The organism is Microbacterium sp. Cr-K32 (assembly GCF_000708345.1).
GTDB classification, from domain to species: Bacteria; Actinomycetota; Actinomycetes; order Actinomycetales; family Microbacteriaceae; genus Microbacterium; species Microbacterium maritypicum_A.
This window is the reverse complement of record NZ_JARD01000008.1, coordinates 229,702-252,433: the sequence shown is the minus strand read 5'-3', so window position 1 is coordinate 252,433 and position 22,732 is coordinate 229,702. Positions and strand designations below refer to the sequence as shown.

Below are 22,732 nucleotides of genomic sequence, written 5' to 3'. Positions count from 1 at the left end.
CTCCTGGGGTTCGTGGTTCTCAGGCACCGACGCTCTTCTCGGTCAATCCGCCGCCCAGCACATGCGCGTGGACGTGGAACACGGTCTGCCCGGCGTTCGCGCCGGTGTTGAAGACGAGGCGGAAGTCGCCGTCTTCGGTGTGCTCCGCGGCGAGCTCCCCCGCGAAGGCGATCATCTCGGCCAGCAGAGTGGCATCCCCGGCAGCGAGCTCGGTCACGTCGCGGTACTCCTCGGTCTTCGGCACCACGAGCAGATGCACGGGTGCCTGCGGCGCGATGTCGCGCAGAGCGAAGAGGCGGTCGGTCTCGCCGATGATCTCGGCAGGGATCTCCCCGTTCAGAATGCGCGTGAAGATCGAGGGTTCCGTCATGCCGTCAAGTCTACTGACCACAGCGCGCTCGCAGCCCGGTGCGCGTGGGCAGGCGGGCGAGTCGCGTTCACCATCGGCCGAGTGCGACCGACAGCACGGCGATCGCGGCCGGCCCTGCCGTCGAGGTGCGCAGCACGGTGTCGCCCAGGAGCACCCGCTCGGCCCCCGCCTCCGTCAGGCGGTGGAGCTCCTCTTCGGAGATCCCGCCTTCCGGCCCGACGACGAGCACCAGGTCACGGCCGTCCGTCACGATCTCGGACAACCGCACGGGGGCCGTCGGGTCGAGGAGCAGAACACGCTGCGAGCTGACGCGCTCGGCGAGCTGCTTCGTCGAGACCGGCGCGACCACCGCCGGGACCCACGCGCGGTGCGCCTGCTTCGCGGCCTCGCGCACGATGCTCGCCCAGCGCTCCCTCCCCTTCACCGCCTTCGGACCTTCCCAGCGCGACACGCTGCGACTCGCCTGCCAGGGCACGATCTCGTCGACGCCGAGCTCGCACGCGGCCTGTACGGCGAGCTCATCGCGATCGCCCTTCGCGAGCGCCTGCACCAGGACGATCCGCGGACGGGGCGCGGGACGCTCGACGCGCTCTGCGATGCGCACGTCGACGCGAGCGGGCGACACCTCCTCGGCGACACCGGCCAACCACACTCCGGCACCGTCGCCGACCGTGACGGCCTCGCCGACGCGAAGCCGTCGTACGACGGCCGCGTGCTTGGCTTCGGCTCCGGTCAACGACACGATGTCGCCGACTCCGGCATCGGTCGACGAGTCGACGAGGAAATGCAGGGCCATGGTCAGTGGCTGCGGAAGCGGTCGCGGAGCTTCGAGAACAGTCCCTGTTGGAACTGCGCGAGCTGGGGCTCCGGCGACTTCGTCTTCTTGGCGAAGTCCTCGATCAGGGCCCGCTGCGCGGAGTCCAACCTGGTCGGGGTCAGCACCTGCACGCCGACCCGGAGATCGCCGCGCTGCGTCCCTCGGAGCGGCGTGATGCCGCGGCCCTTGATCGTGAGCACGTCGCCGGACTGCACACCGGCACGGATCTCGAGGTCCACCTCACCGTCCAGTCCCTGGATCTTCGTCTCCGTGCCGAGGATCGCATCCGTCATCGACACCTCGAGCGTGGCGAGCAGGTCGTCGCCCTCACGGCTGAACGCCGCGTGCGGGTTGACCGTCACCTCGACGTACAGGTCTCCGTTCGGTCCGCCCGCCTTGCCGACCTCGCCGGAACCGGGAAGCTGCAGACGGAGCCCCGTCTCGACGCCGGCCGGGATGTCGAGCGACACGGTACGGCGCGAACGCACGCGGCCCTGGCCACCGCACGTGCCGCAGGGGTAAGGGATCGTCGTGCCGTAGCCCTCGCACGTGCCGCAGGGCTGAGAGGTCATGACGTTGCCGAGCAGGCTGCGCACCTGACGCTGCACGTGACCGGAGCCACCGCAGATGTCGCAGGTGACCGGAGAGGTGCCCTCCTGGCAGCAGGATCCCTGACACGTCTCGCACAGCACCGCGGTGTCGACGTCGATGTCGCGGTGCGCACCGAACACCACATCGCCGAGGTCGAGGGTCACGCGGACGAGGGCGTCCTGGCCACGCTCGCGACGCGAACGCGGACGCGCGCCACGTCCGCCGCCCTGTGAGGCCCCGAAGAACGTCTCGAAGATGTCGCCGAAACCGCCGAAACCGCCGAAGTTCCCTGCCGCACCGTCTCCGCCGCCCATGTCATAGCGCCGGCGGGAGTCGTCGTCGCTGAGCACGTCGTACGCATGCGTGACGAGCTTGAACTTCTCCGCCGCGTCCTCTCCCGGGTTCACATCCGGGTGCAGCTGCCGGGCGAGGCGCCGGTACGCCTTCTTGATCTCATCGGTGGAAGCGTCTCGGGACACCCCGAGAACCTCATAGTGGTCCGCCACAATCGCCTTTCTTGCGTGTGTCTCGGTGGCGACCGCGTCAGCGGCCGGCCTCGTCTTCATCGAGCATCCGTGACAGGTAGCGGGCCACGGCCCGCGCTGCGGCGAGGTTGCTCGGGTAGTCCATCCGCGTCGGTCCCATCACTCCGACGCGCGCCGTGCCGCTCGGGGCGGCGTAGTTGCTGGCGACGATCGACGCCTCGCCCAGGCCGAACGGGGCGTTCTCCGTGCCGATGCTCGCGGCGAGTCCGTGCTCGTCAGTCACCATCTCGCTCATCAGACGCAGGAGCGTCACCTGTTCCTCGATGGCTTCGAGGAGAGGGTGGATGCTGCCGCGGAAGTCCTGCTCCCGGCGCGCGAGGGTCGCCGCTCCCGCCATCACCAACCGCTCCTGGCGGAACCCTCCGAGTTCGTCGACGATCACCGCAGCAAGCGTGCGCAGCACGGCATCCTGGGGCTTCTCCTCGGCGACCAGCAACGCCTGCAGCCGATCGGATGCCTCCCCGATGCCCTGACCGGTGATCGACGCGGACAGCCGTGCGCGCAGCACAGCCATGTCAGCATCGTCGATCGGCTCCGGGAGGACGGCCATACGCTGCGAGACCCCGCCGGCATCGGTCACGAGCACGATCAGAAGCCGGTTCGGCGCGAGCGCGACCAGCTCGACGTGTGTGACATGCGCGCGGGCGAACGAGGGGTACTGGGCGAGCGCGACCTGGCCGGTCAGCTGTGTCAGCACCCGCACCGTTCGCGCCATCAGGTCGTCGAGGTCGGCCGGCTCGCCGAGGAAGGACTCGATCGCCGAGCGCTGAGCCGACGAGAGCGGTCGCAGCTGGGCGAGGTGGTTCACGAAGACGCGATAGCCCTTGTCGGTGGGCACACGGCCGGACGAGGTGTGCGGAGCCGTGATGAGCTCTTCGTCCTCGAGCAGCGCCATGTCGTTGCGGATCGTCGCCGCCGAGACGCCGAACGAGTGCCGGTCGACGATGGAGCGGCTGCCGACGGGTTCGTGGGTCTCGACGTAGTCCTGCACGATCGCTCGGAGAACCTGGAGTCCTCGCTCTGTGACCATCGCCCTTCCCTTCCGCTGGCACTCGGACGTTCAGAGTGCCAATCCTACCCCGTGCAGCTCGGGATTCTCCGTACCGCGGGCGCACGACCCTAGGATGACGCTCATGACCACCTCGCCCCAGGCCACCCTGTCGAACGGCCTCGTCCGCGGCACCGAGGAGGCCGGGGTGGTCCGCTACCTCGGCATTCCCTATGCCCAGGCTCCGTTCGGGGAGAACCGCTTCCGCGCACCGCAACCCGTCCCGGCCTGGGAGGGCGTGCGAGAGGCGACGCAGTTCGGGCCGACACCACCCCAGGTCCCCTACGCCGGAGCGATCGGCGAGCTGCTGGGATCTGTGCGCATCGACGGCGACGACATCCTCACCGCGAACGTGTGGGCTCCCGCTGATGCCTCTGGCGCGCCCGTCCTGCTCTGGATCCACGGCGGCGCGCTCGAGCGAGGGACCGCCGCGCTGCCGCTGTACGACGGCACCGTGTTCGCCGCGGCAGGCCTCGTCTTCGTCTCGATCAACTACCGACTCGGTTCGGAGGGCTTCTCGGTGCTGGACGGCGCCCCGCGGAATCTCGGCCTGCGCGATGCCGCCGCCGCTTTGGAGTGGGTGCACCGAGAGGTCCAGGCGTTCGGCGGCGACCCGGCGCAGATCACCGCCATGGGCGAGTCGGCCGGTGGCGCGATCGTGGCCGGTCTCCTCGCGCGGGACACCTCCCGTGAATTGATCGGCCGCGCGATCATCGAGTCCGGCCCACTTCGCGCCCAGACCGCGCGGAAGGCAGGAAGAGTGACCGCGCAGATCGCGAAGCGACTCGGTGTGCGGGCCGACCGTGAGGCCTTCGCCGCGCTGACACCCGACCAGCTGCTGGACGCACGCACGGCGCAATCGGCGGGATCGTCACCCCTCGGCGGGGCACCGGGGTTCCAGTTCGCGATCGACGCCGAGAGCCTTCCCCGCTCGCCGCATGAGGTGCTCGGGGAGATCGACACCCCGCTCCTCATCGGCAGCAACACCGACGAGTATCGGCTCTGGTTCCCGCCGGAGGCGCTGGCCGCCATCGGCGGGATGAAGCTGCAGGCCGCACGGCTGCTGTCACGCATCCCCCGGCGCGCGGTGGCCGCGTACCGATCCGCATTCCCCGACGCGAGCACCGGGGAGATCTTCGGGCAGCTCGTCACGGACATGATGCTGCGTGCGCCCCTCAGCCGCGTGGCGGCGGCCCGCCCGGACACGACCTACGTCTACGAGTTCGCCTGGCCGAGTCCGGTGCGAGACCTGCGGGCGGCCCACGCACTCGAGCTCGGGTTCGTGTTCGACCGGCTCGATGATGCCGAGGCCGAGCGACTGGCGGGTCCCGATGCTCCGCGCCGGCTCGCCGCCGAGATGAACGCCGCCTGGGTCGGGTTCGCGACCGCCGGAGACCCCGGGTGGCCCGCCTATGGGCCGGACCGCCGGACGCGTGTCTTCGATGCGGACAGCGCGACGGTGACGCAGCGGCGGACAGCGGGCATGGATCTGCTTCCCGGATGATTCCGAGAAGGAATCAGTCGGTCAGCTGGCGGACCACGGCATCCGCGAGAAGACGGCCCCGCAGTGTCAGCTGGATGCGCCCCTGCAGCGCTGCAACGGGGTCGACGAGCCCGTCGGCCATGAGCCCGGCGACCCTGCTCCGGTTCGCACTCGGCACGTCGTCGACGGCGATGCCCTCACGGATACGACTGAGCAGCAGGATGCGCTCGAGCGTGCGCGACTCCTCGTCGGGGCGCTCGGTGCCGGCTGCCGGAGACTCGGATGCCGAGAGACGCTGCGCGTACGCGGCCGGGTGCTTCACGTTCCACCACCGCAGGCCGGCGACGTGGCTGTGCGCACCAGGACCGAAGCCCCACCAGTCGCTCCCCCGCCAGTACGCGAGGTTGTGCCGCGACCGGCGATCAGGCGTGCGCGCCCAGTTGCTCACCTCGTACCAGTCGAAGCCACCGTCGGCCAGGCGCGCATCGGCGAGCTCGTACATGTCGGCCTGCAGGTCGTCGTCCGGCGTCGGCACCTCGCCGCGACGGATCTGGCGGGCCAGCTTCGTACCGTCCTCGATGATGAGCGCGTACGCGGAGATGTGATCGGGTTCGAGCGCGAGGGCAGCATCGAGAGAGGCCTCCCAGTCGGAGAGCGACTCCCCCGGTGCGCCGTAGATCAGATCGACGCTCACGGCGAGACCTGCATCCTTCGCGGCGGCGACAGCGGTGCGCACGTTCTCGGGGCGATGGGTGCGATCGAGCGCGGCGAGCACGTGGGGAACGGCGGACTGCATCCCCACCGACATCCTCGTCACCCCGGCATCCGCGAGGATGCGGGCCACCTCAGGTGTCACGGTGTCGGGGTTCGCCTCCACCGTGACCTCCGCACCCTCGGCCAGGCCGAACGCGTCGGTCGCCGCGTCGAGCATGCGTGCGAGGTCACCCGCGGGAAGAAGGGTGGGCGTACCTCCACCGAAGAAGACCGTGTCCATCGGCCGCCGTGCCCCGGCGTCGTCCAGCACGCGACGGGCGAGGGCGATCTCGGAGATCAACGTGGACGCGTAGTCCTCCTGCTTCGCCCCGCGCAGCTCGGTGGATGTGTACGTGTTGAAGTCGCAGTACCCGCAGCGCACCGTGCAGAACGGAATGTGCAGGTATGCCGAGAACGGAACGGCCGTGTCGATCGCGAGGTCGGACGGCAGGCGCCCGTCCGCTGGCGCGGGATCTCCGAGGGGAAGCGGTCCCGCCATCAGAGCGGGGTCGCGTAGAGCGGAGAGATCGCCCGGAGGTAGCGCGCGAAGAGCTCACGACGACGACGCTTCACGAGCGCGGGAATCGTGCGGTAGAGAAGACCGTTGGGCGCATCGAAGGCCCGGACGGTGAACCACACCTCGTCGTTGTCTTCACGCCAATCCACGTCGAACGACTCCTCGCCGCTGACGACCGATCCGCCGACCGTGCCCAGGACGAACCCGACACGTCGGGTCTCCTCGGTGACGGAGATCACGCGCAGCTCGGAATCGGCGCGCATGCCGGCGACGCGTCCGCGAAGGTGCAGGGTCATCCCCGCCCCGACGAACGGCATCCCCTCGGCGTCGTACCGCGGCTCGACGTCTCGCTTGCTCGGAGCGATCGGGTTGCCTTCCGCGTCGAAGCTCACTCCGGCGTAGGCAGGTCCCGGCGCGGGTCGCACGTCCTCGACCGAGAGGCCGGCCGCACGCTGCGCCGTCCACGACAGAAGCGCTTCGCCAGCCGTCTGGAACCGTTCGACCCCACTGCCGATGCGCCAGGATTCCTCCGCCGGGATGCTGCGCTCCGGTGGGTACTGCATCAGGTCGGGCGCATGGGTCGCACCCACGGCCGCATAGTCCACCGTGTCGTCTCGGAAAGTCCCGCGCCGCATGACTTCCACCCTACTTCGCGTTACCTGAGCGAACACCCCCCACGCGCCGCGGGACGTCACATCCCCCGGGCGCGATCGGGTCCGACTACTTCTTGTCCTTGCCTTCGACGTCGCCCGAGAGCGCGGCGATGAACGCCTCCTGAGGGACCTCGACGCGGCCGACCATCTTCATGCGCTTCTTGCCCTCCTTCTGCTTCTCGAGAAGCTTGCGCTTGCGGGTGATGTCACCGCCGTAGCACTTGGCGAGCACATCCTTGCGGATCGCACGGATGGTCTCGCGGGCGATGATGCGCGCACCGATCGCCGCCTGGATCGGCACCTCGAACTGCTGGCGAGGGATGAGCTTGCGCAGGCGCTCTGCCATCATCGTGCCGTAGGCGTAGGCCTTGTCGCGGTGCACGATCGAGCTGAAGGCGTCGACCTTCTCGCCCTGGAGAAGGATGTCGACCTTGACGAGGTCGGCCTCCTGCTGACCGGACGGTTCGTAGTCGAGCGACGCGTAGCCCTGGGTCTTCGACTTCAGCTGGTCGAAGAAGTCGAACACGATCTCGCCGAGGGGCATGTTGTAGCGCAGCTCGACGCGCTCCTCCGAGAAGTACTCCATGCCGAGCAGCGTTCCGCGGCGCGACTGGCACAGCTCCATCACGGTGCCGACGTAGTCCTTCGGCAGCAGGATCGCGGCCTTGACCATCGGCTCCGACACCGAGCCGATGCGCCCGTCCGGGTACTCGCTGGGGTTGGTGACGGTGACCGTCTCGCCGGTGTCGCTCGTGAGCACCTCGTAGATCACGCTGGGCGCTGTCGTGATGAGGTCGAGGTTGAACTCGCGGGCCAGACGCTCGGTGATGATCTCGAGGTGCAGCAGCCCGAGGAACCCGCAACGGAAGCCGAAGCCGAGCGCGACCGAGGTCTCCGGCTCGTAGACGAGCGAGGCGTCGGAGAGCTTCAGCTTGTCGAGCGCCTCGCGCAGCTCCGCATAGTCGCTGCCGTCGATCGGGTACAGGCCCGAGAAGACCATCGGCTTCGGGTCGGTGTAACCGGGAAGGGCCTCGGAGGCCGGCTTCCGGGACGTGGTGATCGTGTCACCGACCTTCGACTGACGCACGTCCTTCACACCGGTGATGAGATAGCCCACCTCGCCGACGCCGAGTCCCTTGGTCGGGGTCGGCTCGGGGCTCGACACGCCCACCTCGAGGGCCTCGTGGTTCGCGCCGGTCGACATCATCTGGATGCGCTCGCGCGGCGAGAGGCTGCCGTCCACCATGCGTACGTACGTGACCACTCCGCGGTAGGCGTCGTACACGGAGTCGAAGATCATCGCGCGGGCCGGAGCATCCGCGTCCCCGGTCGGGGCGGGGATCTCCTGCACCAGTCGGTCGAGCAGATCCTCGACGCCGACGCCGGTCTTGCCGGAGACGCGAAGGACATCCTCGGGCTTGCCGCCGATGAGCGAGGCCAGCTCCTTCGCGTACTTCTCCGGGTCGGCGGCCGGCAGATCGATCTTGTTCAGCACCGGGATGATGTGGAGGTCGTTCTCGAGCGCGAGGTAGAGGTTCGCGAGCGTCTGCGCCTCGATGCCCTGTGCCGCGTCGACGAGCAGGATCGCTCCCTCGCAGGCCGCGAGCGAACGCGAGACCTCGTACGTGAAGTCGACGTGGCCGGGGGTGTCGATCATGTTCAGCGCGACGGTCTGGCCATCGAGTTCCCATGGCATCCTGACCGCCTGGCTCTTGATGGTGATGCCGCGCTCACGCTCGATGTCCATGCGGTCGAGGTACTGCGCACGCATGTCGCGATCGGAGACGACTCCGGTGATCTGGAGCATGCGATCGGCGAGCGTCGACTTGCCGTGGTCGATGTGGGCGATGATGCAGAAATTACGGATCTGCGCAGCCGGCGTCGCAGCAGGCTGAAGAGGGGTGAGAGCGCGTGGGGACATGTCCACTCGATTGTACGGTCAGGGGAGGCTAATCCCCGATTCGGCCATACCGGTGATAGTCTCCCGAAGTTGCCAGGGAAAATCCGTGACACCGGATCCCGCAAGCGATAAGACTCCGTCACATACCCCGTGATGGTCGTCGCATCGCAGAGTTCGGTGGATGGCGATTGTGTATCCAACTGACTCAGCGTTGCGTCGGCAGATCCCGAGCGCGTCTGTAGAAGAGAAAGACTGACCCCTTTTGATCAAGTACCTCCTGCGCCGAGCACTCGGCTGGCTGCTGATGATCGTGGTCGCCACGAATCTCACGTTCTTCCTGGCGTGGGGCTTCCTCGATCCGCGCAGCAACTACGTGGGACGGCGTCCCCCGCTCTCCCCCGAGCAGATCGACAACGTCCTCACCCCGCGCAACCTCAGCGACACCGTTCCCCTGATCGAGCGGTGGTGGAACTGGTTCAGCAGCATCCTGTTCCGTTGGGACTGGGGCGTGAGTCCCACGGGTCAGTCCGTCAACGAGCAGGTCTCGTATCGCATGTGGGTCAGCGCGGAGCTCGTCCTCGGCGCGACGATCATCGCCGCAGTGCTGGGCATCTGGCTCGGTGTCTACACCGCCTCCCGCCAGTACAAGCTCGCCGACCGCATCGGCCAAGCGACCTCGATCATCACGATGAACGTGAACATCATCGTCGCGGGTCTCGCCGTGGTTCTTCTCGCGATCGCCCTCAACGAGTGGACCGGGGTCCGCATCTTCTACGTCACCGGCTCCTCGAGCCCGGGCGTCACCGGCTTCTTCCCGGTGCTGGTGGACACCCTGCAGCACCTCACGCTGCCGACCATCGCCCTCGTGATCGTGGGCTACGCCCAGTACCACTTCCTGCAGCGTTCGCTCCTGCTCGACAACATCAACGCCGACTATGTGCGCACCGCACGCGCGAAGGGTCTCACGAAGGCGCAGGCCGTGCGCAAGCACGCCCTGCGGACGTCGCTCATCCCGGTCGCGACGCAGGTCGCCTTCACCATCCCGACGATCTTCACCGGCGCGATCCTGACGGAGCGGATCTTCGCCTGGCAGGGCATGGGACGGTACTTCCTCGACACCATCAACAACAACGACATCAACGGCGTCGTCGCCGTCGCCGCCTTCGGCGCCGTGCTGACGGCGATCGGCGCGGTGCTCGCCGACATCGTCGTCGTCGTTCTCGACCCGCGAGTGAGGGTGAGCTGATTATGACCACCGATATGATCGACCCCCTCGTCGAGCCGCCGGCCGCGCCGCCGACCGCCGACCGCGCCTCGGGCAAGTCGTTGTCCAAGTGGACGCTCTACACCCGCCGGTTCATGCGCAACAAACCGGCCGTGGGTGGCGTCGTCGTCCTGCTCGTGCTGATCCTCTTCTCCACGCTCGGACCGCTCCTCTCGCAGTACCAGGTCGACAGCATGGACTTCCTCGCCCTGAGCCAGCCGCCGTCCGCTGCGCACTGGTTCGGCACCAACGGCGCCGGCAACGACACCTACGTGCAGACCGCCATCGGCTTGCAGCGATCCCTCATGATCGCGATCACCGTCTCGGTGGGCACGACGATCCTCTCGGCGCTCGTCGGGACCGCGGCCGCGTACTTCGGCGGCTGGTTCGAGCGCATCGCTCTCCTGGTGATCCACTTCATGATGGTGGTCCCCACCTTCCTCCTGCTGTCGATCGTCTCGAACGACTCCGGCGGAGTGTGGTGGGTCATCGCGTTCGTGATGATCTTCGTCAGCTGGTTCTTCCCCGCGAGGATCATCTGGACCATGACCCTGTCGCTGCGTGAACGCGAGTACGTACAGGCCGCTCGGTACATGGGTGTCCGGGGACTGCGCATCGTGACGCGTCATCTCATCCCGAACATCGGCTCGCTGCTGGTGATCAACTTCACCCTCGGCATCGTCGCCGCTGTGACGACCGAGACAGGCCTGTCGTTCATCGGCTTCGGCGTGAAGATTCCCGACGTGTCGCTCGGCTCGCTGATCGGCGAGGGCAGCTCGTCCATCGTCAGCGCACCATGGCTGTTCTACTTCCCCGCATTGGTCCTCACCTTGCTGACCGTCTCGATGGCGCTCATCGCCGATGGACTGCGCGATGCTCTCGATCCCACCTCGGCTGCAGGAGGCCGCGCATGAGCCCTGTACTGTCCGTCCGCGACCTCAGGGTCAGCTTCGCGTCCGAGGCCGGCCGTGTCGACGCCGTCCGCGGCGTCTCCTTCGACCTGGAAGCGGGAAAGACCCTCGGCATCGTCGGCGAGTCCGGCTCCGGAAAGTCCGTCACCTCTCTCGCTGTGATGGGTCTGCTCGACGAGAACGCCAAGGTCACCGGCTCCATCGTGTTCGACGGCCAGGAGCTTCTCGGCAAGACCGACACGCAGCTCTCCGCCATCCGCGGCAACGGCATCTCGATGGTCTTCCAGGATCCGCTCACCTCGCTCACCCCGGTCTACACGATCGGCGCCCAGCTGATCGAGGCGCTGACGGTGCACCGCAATCTCAGCATCAAGGAGGCGACCGCACGTTCGATCGACCTTCTCAAGCTGGTGGGCATCACCGAGCCCGAGAAGCGGATGAAGTCGTTCCCGCACGAGTTCTCGGGCGGCATGCGCCAGCGCGTCGTGATCGCGATCGCGATGGCGAACGATCCGAAGCTGATCATCGCCGACGAGCCCACCACGGCTCTCGACGTCACGATCCAGGCGCAGATCCTCGACCTCATCGAGAAGGCGCAGGCCGAGACGGGTGCCGCCGTCATGATGATCACCCACGACATGGGTGTCGTCGCCCGAACGGCCGACGACGTGATGGTCATGTATGCCGGCAAGCCCGTCGAGCAGGCGCCCGTCCGCGAGCTGTTCCACCAGACCCGGATGCCGTACTCGATCGGTCTCCTCGGCGCGATCCCTCGCGTGGACAAGGCCGAGAAGGAACCGCTCACCCCTATCAAGGGCAACCCGCCGCTGCTGATCAACCTTCCGGACGCGTGCCCGTTCGCGGACCGCTGCCCCATCGTCATGGACGCGTGCCGCACCCGTGAGCCCGAGCTGCTGCCCGTGCTCACCGGTGGCGGCGAAGAGCACCGTGCCGCGTGCATCCGCGCGAACGAGATCACCGACGGCGGCCTGCTCGGTGGTCTCCCGGTGTACCCGGTGCGCGAGGCACCGGAGAGCGAACTGACTCGACTCCCCCGCGAAGAACGACCGATCACGCTCGAGGTGAAGAACCTCACCAAGACGTTCCCTCTGCTCAAGGGGGCTTTCCTGAAGCGCAAGGTCGGCGAGGTGCACGCGATCAAGGGCATCAGCTTCGACGTGCGCGAAGGTGAGACCCTGGCCATCGTCGGTGAATCCGGCTCCGGCAAGACGACGACGCTGCTGCAGATCATGGACATGGTGAAGCAGACCGACGGCGACATCGTCATCGCGGGAACAAGCGTCAACGACATCCACAGCCACAAGGTGGAGCGGGCACTGCGCCGCGACATCCAGATCGTGTTCCAGGACCCGATGGGAGCCCTCGACCCGCGTATGACGGTCGCGGACATCATCTCGGAGCCGCTCTCGGCCATCGGCAGCCCGAAGGCCGAGGCGCACCGCCGTGTGAAGGAGCTGATGGACCTCGTCGGACTCAACCCGGCGCACAGTGATCGCTTCCCGCAGGCGTTCTCCGGAGGCCAGCGTCAGCGCATCGGCATCGCCAGGGCGCTGTCGACGAACCCGAAGATCCTGGTGCTCGATGAGCCGGTCTCGGCGCTCGACGTGTCGATCCAGGCCGGTGTGATCAACCTGCTCGACGATCTGAAGGTCAAGCTCGGACTGTCCTACCTCTTCGTGGCGCACGACCTGTCGGTCGTCCGTCACATCGCCGACCGGGTCGCCGTGATGTACCTCGGCGACTTCGTCGAGCACGGCGACGTCGACGACGTCTTCGACAACCCGCAGCACCCCTACACGAAGGCGCTGCTGTCCGCGATCCCGGTCCCGGACCCCGACATCGAGCGCACGCGTGAACGGATCGTGTTCGATCCCGCCACGGTGACAGCGCGGCCTGCGGCCTCATGAGCAGACCACGGATCACCGTCCGATAACGGTTAGCCGATATTCACTCGCCGCCCGGACATTCGAGGATCCGGCGAACTATTCTCCCCTTATGACACGCCGCAAGGCGAAAGGAGCACCATGAAGCAGTACAAGCTGATGGGAGCGCTGGCACTCACCGGCGCTTTCGCACTCGCGCTCAGCGGGTGCGCTACCGGCAACACCGGCAGTAGCGACAAGGGCGACAACGGCGAAGCAGCCGAGGTCGAGATGGCGAACTACAACCCGCAGCCCCGCGAGAACCTCAAGGAGGGTGGTGACGTCAACTTCGCCATCCGCGAGGTTCCGGACCAGCTCAACGCGTTCAACAGCGACGGCAGCGCCGACACGGCTCGCGTCGCCGCCTGGTACACGCCGCAGATCATCCTGATGAAGCCGGACGGCACGCAGTACAAGAACGACAACTACCTCTCCGAGTGGAAGAACGAAGTGAAGGACGGCAAGACCGTTCTGACGTTCACGTTCACCGATGAGGCGCACTGGAACGATGGCACCGACATGGATTGGACCGCCATCGACGCCACGTGGAAGGCGAACCGCTCCTACGACGAGGGCTTCAACCCCAACGCGACCGACGGCTATAAGGACATCGAGTCCGTGGAGCAGGGTGACACCCCCAAGACGGCCATCGTCACCTTCAAGGGCGAGTTCGCGTGGCCGCAGATGCCGTTCAACAGCGGCGTCCTGCACCCGGCTCTCGCCGACCCGACGAACTTCAACGAAGCGATGATCGACAACCCGCACCCTGAGTGGGGCGCAGGTCCGTACACCGTGGACGAGTTCGATGCCAATAAGGACTACATCTCGTTCAAGCCGAACCCCGAGTGGTGGGGCGATGCACCGCTGCTGGACAAGGTCACGATGACCGGCATGGACGCCCAGGCCGGCGTCAACGCCTTCAAGAACGGCGAGGTCGACATGGTCGAGACGGGTTCCCAGGAGCTCATCGACCAGGTCAAGGACGTCGACGGTGCGAAGGTGTACCGCGCGCAGCAGACCGCCAACACGATCCTGCAGGTCGACTCGACCAAGCCGCAGTTCGAGGACGTCAAGGTTCGCGAGGCGTTCTTCAAGGCCGTCAACATCGATCAGCAGAAGCAGATCGCCTGGAACGGTCTCGGCTACTCCGAGGACCCGGCCGGCTCGCTGACCCTGTACTCGTTCCAGCCCGGCTACAGCGACTCCATGAAGGAGGCCGGCTGGAAGTTCGACGTCGAGGGCGCCAAGAAGCTGCTCGACGAGGCCGGCTGGAAGGAAGGCTCCGACGGCATCCGCGAGAAGGACGGCGTCAAGCTCTCCGTCGTGTACCCGATCTGGAGTGACTCCGCCACGCAGAAGGCCCTCGCGCAGTCGCTGCAGGCTCAGGAGAAGGCGATCGGCATCGACGTCAAGGTCGAGGTGCGACCCTCCAGCCAGTTCTCCGACGACTACACGTCGAAGAACTGGGATGTCTCCGGACTCCGCTTCACCGCCTCCGACCCGTTCGGTGCGGCATGGTTCTGCCAGCTGTACTGCTCGGACTCCGGTCTCAACCTGTCGGGTGTCGGCGATGCCGAGCTCGACGCCGAGATCAAGGACAAGGTCGAGTCGCAGACCGACCCCGAGGCGCAGACCGCTGCCGCGATGAAGCTCGAGCCGGAGATCTACAAGCGCTGGGGCCTCATCCCGCTGTACAACGGCCCGCAGATCTACACCGTCAAGGAAGGCCTGGCGAACCTCACGCCCGAGCCCTACGTCGGTCTGGACCTGTTCGGTATCACCCCGGTCGAGAACGTCGGCTGGGAGAAGTAACACTCTCTGACACACATGGTGTCGAAGCGGGGTCGGTGGTTCATCCACCGGCCCCGCTTTCCTTATGCTGAACCCGTGAGCGTCCAGATCGTCTTCGTGCACGGTATCCGCACGTCCGCCACCATGTGGCGGTCACAGGCGGCCTACCTCGAGGAGCGCGGCTACGCCTTCACCGCCGTCGACCTCCCGGGGCACGGCACGCGGATGCCGGAGGACTTCACCCTCCACGAGGCGCTGCACACCATAGATGAGGCGGTGCGCACCGCGGCCGAGAAGGGCCCCGTCCTGCTGGTGGGGCATTCGATGGGCGGATTGCTCTGCCTCGCGTACGTCGGGGGCGCGGAGCAACCTCCCGTCGCGGGGCTGATCGCGGCGTCCTGCACCTCGATCCCCCACGGTGCCGGGCTCGCGGCCTACCGTCTCTTCACTCGAGCCGTCGATGCCCTTCCCGACCGCGGGATGTGGCTGACCGGCCGGATCCTCGAAGCCACCGTGCCTGTGGAGACCCGGTCCGACTTCGCCGCCGGCGGCTACGCGCTCGACACCCAGGACGCCGCGCTGCGCAGTCTGGCCGCGCTCGACATCGCCGCGGCGATCCCTCGCATCACGATTCCGCTCTGGTTCGTGAACGGGCAGTACGACCAGCTGCGGCTCAACGAGTCACTGTTCCGACGGCTCGCCCCGCATGCCGAGCTCATCATCGTGCCACGCACGACGCACCTCGTCACCGCGATGCGGCCGCCGATCTTCAACGCCGTGCTGCAGCTCGCCATCGCGACCGTGGAGCGTGACGCCGCGCAGGGAGTGGCGCCTGACCCCTCGAGTTCATGACGCCCTGGCCGGCTGCCGCGCGAACGCCGTGAGCAGCCCGCCGACGAGGGAGAGAACCGCCGCCGCGACGAACACGAGCCAGAAGCCGCCGACCAGCGCGACCAGTCCCGCCCCCAGCACCGGGCCGATGAGCTGCCCGAGCGCGGCTGTGACGTTCACGATCCCGAGGTCCCTCGCATGGTCCTGCTCGTCCGGCAGCAGGTCGGCGGCGAATGCGAGGCCCACCGTCGAGAACGCGCCATAGCCGAGGCCCATCAGCGCGGCGGCGACCATCGTCATCTCGAACGTCGGTACCAGCGCGATCGCCACCCCCGAGGCCGCCTGCACGACCGTCGCCGCCACCGTGAGCGTCCGGCGATTCCCTGTCCGGTCGGAGACGATCCCCGTGATCACCGAGGCGATGACGACGAACACCGTGTAGACGACGATCAGCAGCAGCAGGTTGTCCTGGGCGATGGCGCTGGGCTGGCCGAGGCCGTGCAGCAGGAAGAACAGGAACAGCGCGGTCCCGAGCGCGTTGCCGACGTTCGTCACCAGGCGCCCGGACAGCATCCAGGCGAAGTCGCGATCGCGCAGTGAGTCCAGGTGGCGGCGTCCGATCCGTTTCGGCCGCATCGCCTCCGTGGTCGGTGGATCGGGCAGCAGCAGCGCCGCCGTCGTACCGACCACCGCGATGATCCCGGCGAGCAGGAGATAGCCTTCCCGGAGCTCGAGACCGAGCAGGACAACGAGGCCGACCCCGACCACGATGCCGACAGCCTGGCTGGACCCGACCGCGGCGGAGGCGGCCCCGCGCTGTGTCGTCGGCAGCTGGTCGGCGATCAGCGCGGTGAAGGCGGCGGACGACACCGCCACGCCGATCGACACCCCGACCCAACCGGCGCCCACGGCCCATGGCCCTTGCGCGTAGCCGGTGAGGACGAGGCAGACCGCGGTGAACAGCACACCGCCCAGCGCCCACGGACGCCGACGGTGGCGGCCCGCAGCCGCGCGGTCCGAGAGCGCGCCGGCCGCCGGTCCCGCGATGATCCCGGCGAACCCGCCGATTCCGAGAACCAGTCCCGAGGAGACGACGCCCCGGATCCAGTCGTCCTGCGGGGTGTCGAGCTGCAGCGGCAGGAGCAGCTGCACCGGCGTGAGCTGCACGGTCCAGATCGCCAGCCACGCGAGCGTGAACAGCGACATCCAGCGCGCACCCGCGCGGACCGGGCGCGTTCCGGTCGCTTCGGTCATCTCGCCGCCTCCGTCGTGGCAGCGGTCGCATCCGTCCGCGCGCTCTCGATGATCCCGCGGTACCAGTCGTACGACGCCTTGGGCGTCCGTTCCCCCGTCTCGAAGTCGACGTGGACGAGTCCGAAGCGCTGAGTGTAGCCGTCAGCCCACTCCCAGTTGTCGAGCAGCGACCACACCGTGTACTCCTCCACCGGCACCCCCGCATCGATCGCCTCCCCTACCGCGGCGATGTGTCCCGCCAGATAGGCGATCCGATCGGCGTCATCCACGCGGAGGGCGCGCTCGGGTTCCGGGAACGAGGCACCGTTCTCGCCGATGATCACGGGCGGCATCTGCGGATGCCGGGTGTGCAGGTCGATCAGGAGATCGCGCAGCGCGCTCGGCATGATCGGCCATTCCGGACCGAACCCGGTGACCGGGACTCCCGGAGTGGGCACGATGTCGAACGGGATCGGGCTCTCCTGCTCGGCGGCGGTCACCGTGGTCGGGTTGTAGAAGTTGATGCCGTAGAAGTCGATCGAGCGTCCTATGGCCTCGAGGTCGCCGTCCTGCACAGGCATCGGGGGCAGGCCGAGTGATTCCAGGTCGGGGTATGTTCCGGCGAGGAGGGGTTCGCTGAAGATCCGGTTGTGGATCAGATCGTAGACCGCTGCGGCCTGGTGGTCTTCAGCGGTGTCGCCCAGCGGCAGGACCCGAGTGTGGTTGTTGACCAGTCCGACCGATGCGGCACCACGCTCCCGCAGAGCGGCTGCCGCGCGAGCATGGGCGAGCAGTTGATGGTGAGCGGTCGGCAGCGCGCCGAAGAGGAGCTGCTTCCCGGGCGCCAGCGCGCCGACCGCGTATCCCTGAAGCGTCATCATGGCGGGCTCGTTCAGGGTGTACCAGTGCTGCACCCGGTCGCCGAGACGATCAGCCACGATGGCCGCATAGTCGGCGAAGCGCTCCGCGGTATCGCGCTCGAGCCAGCCGCCGCCTGCTTCGATGAGACTCGGCATCTCCCAGTGGAACAGGGTGGGGAACGGGACGACCCCGGCATCGAGGAGGAGATCGACCAGGCGCGAGTAGTGATCGAGGGCCGACGCGTCGCCGCGGCCGAGGCCGTCGGGCTGCACGCGAGCCCACGGGATCGAGAACCTGTAGCGGTCGAGACCCAGGCCCGCCGCGAGGGAGACATCATCCTCGGGGCGCCGGTAGCTGTCGCACGCGGGATCCGCCGTCGATCCGTCGACGATCGCTCCCGGTCTCTCGAGGAAGTCATCCCAGATGGAACGACCGGATATCCCGGTGGGGCGCGACCCCTCGATCTGGAACGCTGAGGTCGCGGCGGACCAGCGGAGCCCGGCAGGCGCAGACAGGCGAGGGAACGCGGGGATCATGGGGCTCCTTGACATCAGTGTCGAGATAGTGATGATTCTGCACCCGGTACCATCGAATGCGCGACTGCGTCTCGCATTCTCCTCGTCGTTTCGCGTCAACAGCCCCTCTGCTGGTAGACTCGACTCTTGGCTTGCGTGTGGGTTCTTCCCTCACGACCGCTGTGCAGCAGCCCTCTTCTGCTGCCGGCATTCCGAACACTCCTGTACAGAAAGCGTCCACACGTGGCAAACATCAAGTCGCAGATCAAGCGCAACAAGACCAACGAGAAGGCGCGCGAGCGCAACAAGGCCGTGAAGAGCGAGCTCAAGACGGTCATCCGCACCACTCGCACGGCCGTCTCCGCCGGTGACAAGGCCGCCGCAGAGGCCGCCCTGAAGAAGGCTGCCGTCAAGCTCGACAAGGCCGTCAGCAAGGGTGTCCTGCACAAGAACCAGGCGTCGAACCGCAAGTCGGCTCTCGCCAAGCAGGTCGCCTCCCTCTGAGCCGAAGCTTCTGAGAAAGGCCCGTCCCGTTCCTCGGGGCGGGCCTTCTTCATTGCCTCGGAGCGTCCCGCCAGTCGAATCCGACTGGCCACTCTCGCTCGATCACTCGCCGAACGGCTGGCGAGTGGCGATGACGGTGACCATGCGTTCCAGCGCGAAGATCGGGTCGCGTGCCGCACCCTTGACCTCGCCATCGGCCCTGGCAGTGGCCTGGATCGCCATTCCGAGTGACCGCTCGTTCCAGCCGGCGAGATCGCGGCGTGCGCGGTCGACCTGCCAATCCTTCATTCCCAGACGCTGAGCGAGCTGGCGGCTCGGCTCGCGGTTGCCTGCGACTCGTGCCATGGTGCGGAGCTTCATGGCGAAGGCCGCGACCATCGGAACCGGGTCGGCGCCCGACGAGAGAGCATGACGGAGGGCGATGAGGGCCTCGCCGTAGCGTCCGGCGATGGCCGTGTCGGCGACGACGAACGCCGACACCTCGACCCGACCTCCGTAGTACTTGGTGACGATGTCTTCGGAGATGTCGCCCTCGACGTCTCCGATGAGCTGCTGGCAGGCCGCGGCGAGCTCGGTGAGGTCGTCGGCGAAGGCCGAGACCAGGGCTCGAAGAGCCGGAGGCGCGATGCGCTTCTTCGCCGCGCGGAACTCGCCGGCGGCGAAGTCGACTCGGTCGCTGTCGCGCTTGATGGCAGGGCAGGCGATCTCGATACCGCCGCCGTTCCCGGCACGGACAGCGTCGAGCAGCTTCTTGCCTCGCACGCTGGCGCCCGTGTGGCGAAGGATGACGGTCGCGCCCTCCTGCGGGTTGTCGAGATACGACACCGCTTCCTGGATGAAGGCATCGGAGCACTTCTCCACGCCGGAGACGCGGACGAGACGTGGTTCCCCGAACAAGGACGGCGATGTGAGGGAGAGCAGCTTTCCGGGTGCGTAATCATCGGCCCGTACGTCACTCACTTCGAGCGCGGGGTCCTCGGCACGGAGGTAGTCGCGAACGCCGGCGATCGCGCGCTCGGCGCAGACCTCTTCCGGGCCCGACACGAGCACGATCGGAGCGGGGTGCGGCTCACGCCAGGAGACCTGCGGGATCTTGGTGGGCTTCGCGCCGCCGCGGGAAGGGGTTCGCGAAGCTGCCATGGATCCAGCCTACCGGCGGTCGCCGACATGGTTCCGCTCCTTCGAGGCTGATCCGAGCGGCTCATCCGGCAGGCTTCTCCGTCCAGACCTGCAGTTCGCCGTCGCGAAGACCGAGCAGAATGCGCCCCCGTTCGTCGGTGCGCAGCACATGTGCACCGGTCGCCGCCAGGAGATCGAGGGTCTCGGAACGTGGGTGCCCGTAGTCGTTGTCCGCTCCGACGCTGAACAGCGCCACCCGGGGCCGCATCGCCTCGTACAGACCGGGATCCTGGTCGGCGCTGCCGTGGTGCGCCACCTTGACCACGGCGTACGGCATCATCCTCGCCGTGCGCTGCAGCATGCGCTGGGGCGCGGCCGAGAGGTCGCCGAGGTAGATCGAGCGGGGCACCTCTCCCCCGTCGAACTCCATCACCACACTCGCATCGTTGCCATCGGGAAAGGCAGCGGATCGGCGCAGCGGCCAGAGCACACGCCACGCCGCCTCGCCGAGCATCCCCTGCTGACCTTCCGACGCCGCGTGGACGCGTGCGCCTCCATCGACGAGGTCATCGAGGAGACGTCGATCGGCGTCCTCGGCGATCGGACCGTGCATGACCACGTCGACACGACCGCGCACCGCCTCAGCCCCGCCGACGTGATCGAGGTCGAAGTGGGTGAGGACGAGAAGGTCGATGCGCTCGACGCCGAGCGACCGCAGACATGAGGCCAGTGGCTGGGGCTCCGGCCCCGTGTCGATCAAAGCGACCTGAGTCGCCGAGCGCACGAGCACCGCGTCACCCTGCCCGACATCGCACGCCGCGACGGCCCAGGCGTCGGGGGTCGTCGCCGTGGCGAGGGGGCCGTCGAGAAGCGCACGAGAACCGGCGAGCGACAGTACCACGACGACGATCACCGCCGCACCGCGACGTCCCCAGGCAGCCGCCCGCTGCACACGTGAGCCCGGCTGATGCGTGGGGGCACGCATCAGCACGATGGCGATCGCCGCACTCACCACCGCCACCACCAGGGCACTGCCGAGGCCGGGTGGTACCAGGACCTGCGCGCCCGGCAGCTGGGCCGTGGTGGTCGCGGTCATCGCGATCCACGCCGCGGGAAGCCACGCCGAGGCCGTCAGCAGGTCAGCGAGCACCGGCAACGGAGCGGCGAGGCAGGCGAGGAGCCCGATCACCGTCGCGACCGGGGCTGCGGGCCCCGCGATCAGGTTCGCGGCGATACCGACCAACGACTGCTGTTCCGCGAACAGGGCGATGATCGGGCCGCACGCGAGCTGCGCGGAGAGCGGGACCGCGACAGCGAGCGCGACGGGGCGCGGCATCCCCCGAGCCAAGCCGCGCGCCAGAGGTGGGGCGAGCAGGATCAACGCACCCGAGGCGACGACCGACAGCGCGAACCCCGGCGTCGCCGCCAGCCAGGGGTCCGCAACCAGAATCGTGGTGGCGCACAGCGACAGCATCCCGGCCCCGGCGCTCGGCTTCCCCGACAGCACGGAGAGCATCCCCACCGCCGCCATCACCCCCGCCCGGATCACACTCGGCTCGGGAGTCACCAGAACCACGAACCCGGTCAGGCCCACGAGTGACAGGACGACACGCAACCGGCGGCCGCCTCCGCACAGTGCCGTCAGCCAGAAGATCGCGCCGACCACGATCGCGCAGTTCGCTCCGCTGACCGCAGTGAGGTGACTGAGCCCGCTGGTGCGCATGTCGTCGTTCAGCTCGGCGGTGACGGCGCGCGTGTCGCCGACCGCGAGTCCGGGAAGCAGCCCGTTGCCCGGTTCCGGCAGGCGTAGAGACCGTTCGACGAACACGCTCTTGATCGTCGCCGCCGCACCGAAGACACCAGGCGCGGGCGAGATGACCTCGGCGTCGCTCGCGAAGACGACCAACGCTGAGCGCTCCACGGCATCCGTCGCCGATGACTCGCCCACGACCCGAACCGTCGCGCCGAGGTCGAAGCCCTCGGCCGGGACGACCCCCAGGCGCACCGGGGCGGCGGACGCCACCGCACGGCCCGGCGGCCCGAGCGTCGATGTCACCGCCTCGAACCACAGCCGCCCATCGCGTCCGATCGATGCGGAGGACGTCACCTCGGCCGTGATCTCGACCACGCGAGCGTCCCACCCCTTCGCCGCTTCCCGCTCGGGGACGGCGAACCCGACCGATACCGCCGCAGCCGCCATCGCGGCCAGCACGACGACGGCGAGGCCCCCGAGTGCCCAGGACTCTCCATGGCGGTTTCGACGGTGCACGACCGATGCCAGCACGCCTACCGCCCCGAGCCCGCACACGGCGGCGCACCCCCACGCGACCGCAGGGAACATCACACACAGCAGCGCGACGCACCACACCGCCACCGCGAGCGGCACGAGCCGGAGGTCTCGTCCCCTCACACCCTGACCCCGTCGCGCAGGCCTGCGACCAGCTTCTCCCCGATGCCGGGAACCGCCAGGAGGTCATCCACCGAGGCGAACCGGCCGTTCTCCTCCCGCCAGGAGATGATCCGCTCCGCGAGTGCCGGACCGATACGCGGGAGCGTCTCCAACGCCGCCTGATCCGCGGTGTTGAGGTCGATCCGGTCATCGTCCGGTGGCGGTGCGACTTCGCCGGGCCCACCCGCCATGGCTCCGGCTGCCGGCACGACGACCTGCTCTCCGTCTTCGAGCATTCGAGCGAGGTTGACCGCGGCCAGATCGGCCTCGACGGTCGTTCCCCCTGCAGCCGCCAGCGCATCGACGAGCCGTGCGTCACGATCGAGCACATAGAGTCCGGGCTTCTCGACAGCCCCGAGAACGTGCACGTAAAGGTCATCGGTCACTTCGGGGCCTGCGCCTGTTCCCGTACTCGTGTCTTCGAGCGGCACCGATTCGACAGGCGCGGCCTGCCCCCGCATGATCCCGAGCCCCACGGCAGCCGACAGCACGACGAGAGCCAGCACCACCGCCGCTCCGATGCTCAGACGCAGTCGGCGCCGAGGTGGGAGGGGTGCCTGCGGAGATTCCATCCGGCCACGCTAGGCGCGGTCGATCCTCCGGCCGGGCGGCATTCGCCCCTGCCGGGGACAAC

General features: G+C 68.0%; 19 protein-coding genes. 7 read left to right on the top strand and 12 right to left on the bottom strand.

Translation table 11 applies throughout. The features are described from left to right. Positions 1-19: 19 nt before the first annotated feature. The 4 genes from GZ64_RS0102540 to hrcA form a co-directional block, all read right to left on the bottom strand. Positions 20-370 (bottom strand): histidine triad nucleotide-binding protein, encoded by a 351-nt coding sequence (locus tag GZ64_RS0102540; RefSeq protein ID WP_029265007.1) that lies wholly within the window; start codon positions 368-370, stop codon positions 20-22. Between the two features lie 67 nt (positions 371-437). Further along, the gene (locus GZ64_RS0102535; protein WP_029265006.1) at positions 438-1,166 is read right to left on the bottom strand and encodes a 16S rRNA (uracil(1498)-N(3))-methyltransferase; all 729 of its coding nucleotides are present in this window, start codon (positions 1,164-1,166) and stop codon (positions 438-440) included. A gap of 2 nt (positions 1,167-1,168) precedes the next feature. After that, the gene (gene dnaJ / locus GZ64_RS0102530; protein WP_029265005.1) at positions 1,169-2,284 is read right to left on the bottom strand and encodes a molecular chaperone DnaJ; all 1,116 of its coding nucleotides are present in this window, start codon (positions 2,282-2,284) and stop codon (positions 1,169-1,171) included. A gap of 37 nt (positions 2,285-2,321) precedes the next feature. Further along, positions 2,322-3,353, bottom strand: coding sequence for a heat-inducible transcriptional repressor HrcA (gene hrcA / locus GZ64_RS0102525; protein WP_029260211.1), 1,032 nt, complete (start codon positions 3,351-3,353; stop codon positions 2,322-2,324). A 103-nt stretch (positions 3,354-3,456) separates the two neighbouring features. Between hrcA and GZ64_RS0102520 the strand changes: the two genes are divergently transcribed. Further along, positions 3,457-4,875: a carboxylesterase/lipase family protein gene (locus GZ64_RS0102520; RefSeq protein ID WP_036330997.1), complete on the top strand. Its 1,419-nt coding sequence runs from the start codon at positions 3,457-3,459 to the stop codon at positions 4,873-4,875. Positions 4,876-4,888: 13 nt separating this feature from the next. On the opposite strand, the gene hemW is transcribed toward GZ64_RS0102520, so the two are convergent. From hemW to lepA, 3 genes are all read right to left on the bottom strand, one after another. Beyond that, positions 4,889-6,106, bottom strand: a complete 1,218-nt coding sequence (gene hemW / locus GZ64_RS0102515; RefSeq protein WP_021198563.1) for a radical SAM family heme chaperone HemW — start codon at positions 6,104-6,106, stop codon at positions 4,889-4,891. Next, the gene (locus GZ64_RS0102510) at positions 6,106-6,759 is read right to left on the bottom strand and encodes a DUF1990 family protein (protein WP_017830360.1); all 654 of its coding nucleotides are present in this window, start codon (positions 6,757-6,759) and stop codon (positions 6,106-6,108) included. The genes hemW and GZ64_RS0102510 overlap by 1 nt, the downstream gene beginning before the upstream one ends. Positions 6,760-6,844: 85 nt before the next feature. After that, a complete protein-coding gene (lepA, locus tag GZ64_RS0102505; protein ID WP_021198562.1) occupies positions 6,845-8,698 on the bottom strand; it encodes a translation elongation factor 4 in 1,854 nt (617 codons plus the stop codon). A 241-nt stretch (positions 8,699-8,939) separates the two neighbouring features. Between lepA and GZ64_RS0102500 the strand changes: the two genes are divergently transcribed. From GZ64_RS0102500 to GZ64_RS0102480, 5 genes are all read left to right on the top strand, one after another. Continuing rightward, complete coding sequence (locus GZ64_RS0102500; protein ID WP_029260209.1) at positions 8,940-9,923, top strand: ABC transporter permease; 984 nt, start codon at positions 8,940-8,942, stop codon at positions 9,921-9,923. A 2-nt stretch (positions 9,924-9,925) separates the two neighbouring features. Continuing rightward, entirely contained in the window at positions 9,926-10,855 is a 930-nt protein-coding gene (locus GZ64_RS0102495) for an ABC transporter permease (RefSeq protein ID WP_029265003.1), read from the top strand. Beyond that, positions 10,852-12,780 carry an ABC transporter ATP-binding protein gene (locus tag GZ64_RS0102490; RefSeq protein ID WP_029265001.1) on the top strand — a complete coding sequence of 643 codons (1,929 nt, stop codon included), beginning with the start codon at positions 10,852-10,854 and terminating at the stop codon, positions 12,778-12,780. The genes GZ64_RS0102495 and GZ64_RS0102490 overlap by 4 nt, the downstream gene beginning before the upstream one ends. Before the next feature lie 117 nt (positions 12,781-12,897). Continuing rightward, positions 12,898-14,607, top strand: a complete 1,710-nt coding sequence (locus GZ64_RS0102485) for an ABC transporter family substrate-binding protein (protein WP_029260206.1) — start codon at positions 12,898-12,900, stop codon at positions 14,605-14,607. Positions 14,608-14,682: 75 nt separating this feature from the next. Then, on the top strand, positions 14,683-15,438 hold the full coding sequence (locus tag GZ64_RS0102480) for an alpha/beta fold hydrolase (RefSeq protein ID WP_029265000.1): 756 nt from the start codon (positions 14,683-14,685) through the stop codon (positions 15,436-15,438). Here GZ64_RS0102480 and GZ64_RS0102475 read toward each other — a convergent pair. Beyond that, a complete protein-coding gene (locus GZ64_RS0102475; protein ID WP_029264999.1) occupies positions 15,433-16,671 on the bottom strand; it encodes an MFS transporter in 1,239 nt (412 codons plus the stop codon). The genes GZ64_RS0102480 and GZ64_RS0102475 overlap by 6 nt on opposite strands. Further along, positions 16,668-18,047 (bottom strand): glycoside hydrolase family 1 protein, encoded by a 1,380-nt coding sequence (locus tag GZ64_RS0102470; RefSeq protein ID WP_036330951.1) that lies wholly within the window; start codon positions 18,045-18,047, stop codon positions 16,668-16,670. The genes GZ64_RS0102475 and GZ64_RS0102470 overlap by 4 nt, the downstream gene beginning before the upstream one ends. Before the next feature lie 222 nt (positions 18,048-18,269). Here GZ64_RS0102470 and rpsT point away from each other — a divergent pair, with 222 nt between their 5' ends. Next, the gene (gene rpsT / locus GZ64_RS0102465; protein WP_017830351.1) at positions 18,270-18,530 is read left to right on the top strand and encodes a 30S ribosomal protein S20; all 261 of its coding nucleotides are present in this window, start codon (positions 18,270-18,272) and stop codon (positions 18,528-18,530) included. Between the two features lie 102 nt (positions 18,531-18,632). On the opposite strand, the gene holA is transcribed toward rpsT, so the two are convergent. The 3 genes from holA to GZ64_RS0102450 all read right to left on the bottom strand — a co-directional run bounded on the left by holA (position 18,633) and on the right by GZ64_RS0102450 (position 22,670). Next, positions 18,633-19,670 (bottom strand): DNA polymerase III subunit delta, encoded by a 1,038-nt coding sequence (gene holA, locus GZ64_RS0102460; RefSeq protein ID WP_029264997.1) that lies wholly within the window; start codon positions 19,668-19,670, stop codon positions 18,633-18,635. A 61-nt stretch (positions 19,671-19,731) separates the two neighbouring features. Next, complete coding sequence (locus tag GZ64_RS0102455) at positions 19,732-22,059, bottom strand: ComEC/Rec2 family competence protein (protein ID WP_036330949.1); 2,328 nt, start codon at positions 22,057-22,059, stop codon at positions 19,732-19,734. Next, complete coding sequence (locus tag GZ64_RS0102450; RefSeq protein WP_029264995.1) at positions 22,056-22,670, bottom strand: helix-hairpin-helix domain-containing protein; 615 nt, start codon at positions 22,668-22,670, stop codon at positions 22,056-22,058. The genes GZ64_RS0102455 and GZ64_RS0102450 overlap by 4 nt, the downstream gene beginning before the upstream one ends. Between the last annotated feature and the right edge of the window lie 62 nt (positions 22,671-22,732).

Bases quoted from the DNA above. Each gene is read 5' to 3' on its own strand.
- GZ64_RS0102490 (WP_029265001.1), top strand. From the start codon at position 10,852: ATGAGCCCTGTACTGTCCGTCCGCGACCTCAGGGTCAGCTTCGCGTCC.
- GZ64_RS0102535 (WP_029265006.1), bottom strand. From the start codon at position 1,166: ATGGCCCTGCATTTCCTCGTCGACTCGTCGACCGATGCCGGAGTCGGC.
- hemW (WP_021198563.1), bottom strand. From the start codon at position 6,106: ATGGCGGGACCGCTTCCCCTCGGAGATCCCGCGCCAGCGGACGGGCGC.
- GZ64_RS0102470 (WP_036330951.1), bottom strand. From the start codon at position 18,047: ATGATCCCCGCGTTCCCTCGCCTGTCTGCGCCTGCCGGGCTCCGCTGG.
- GZ64_RS0102450 (WP_029264995.1), bottom strand. From the start codon at position 22,670: ATGGAATCTCCGCAGGCACCCCTCCCACCTCGGCGCCGACTGCGTCTG.
- GZ64_RS0102475 (WP_029264999.1), bottom strand. From the start codon at position 16,671: ATGACCGAAGCGACCGGAACGCGCCCGGTCCGCGCGGGTGCGCGCTGG.
- GZ64_RS0102520 (WP_036330997.1), top strand. From the start codon at position 3,457: ATGACCACCTCGCCCCAGGCCACCCTGTCGAACGGCCTCGTCCGCGGC.
- GZ64_RS0102510 (WP_017830360.1), bottom strand. From the start codon at position 6,759: ATGCGGCGCGGGACTTTCCGAGACGACACGGTGGACTATGCGGCCGTG.
- holA (WP_029264997.1), bottom strand. From the start codon at position 19,670: ATGGCAGCTTCGCGAACCCCTTCCCGCGGCGGCGCGAAGCCCACCAAG.
- hrcA (WP_029260211.1), bottom strand. From the start codon at position 3,353: ATGGTCACAGAGCGAGGACTCCAGGTTCTCCGAGCGATCGTGCAGGAC.
- GZ64_RS0102495 (WP_029265003.1), top strand. From the start codon at position 9,926: ATGACCACCGATATGATCGACCCCCTCGTCGAGCCGCCGGCCGCGCCG.
- lepA (WP_021198562.1), bottom strand. From the start codon at position 8,698: ATGTCCCCACGCGCTCTCACCCCTCTTCAGCCTGCTGCGACGCCGGCT.
- GZ64_RS0102485 (WP_029260206.1), top strand. From the start codon at position 12,898: ATGAAGCAGTACAAGCTGATGGGAGCGCTGGCACTCACCGGCGCTTTC.
- GZ64_RS0102540 (WP_029265007.1), bottom strand. From the start codon at position 370: ATGACGGAACCCTCGATCTTCACGCGCATTCTGAACGGGGAGATCCCT.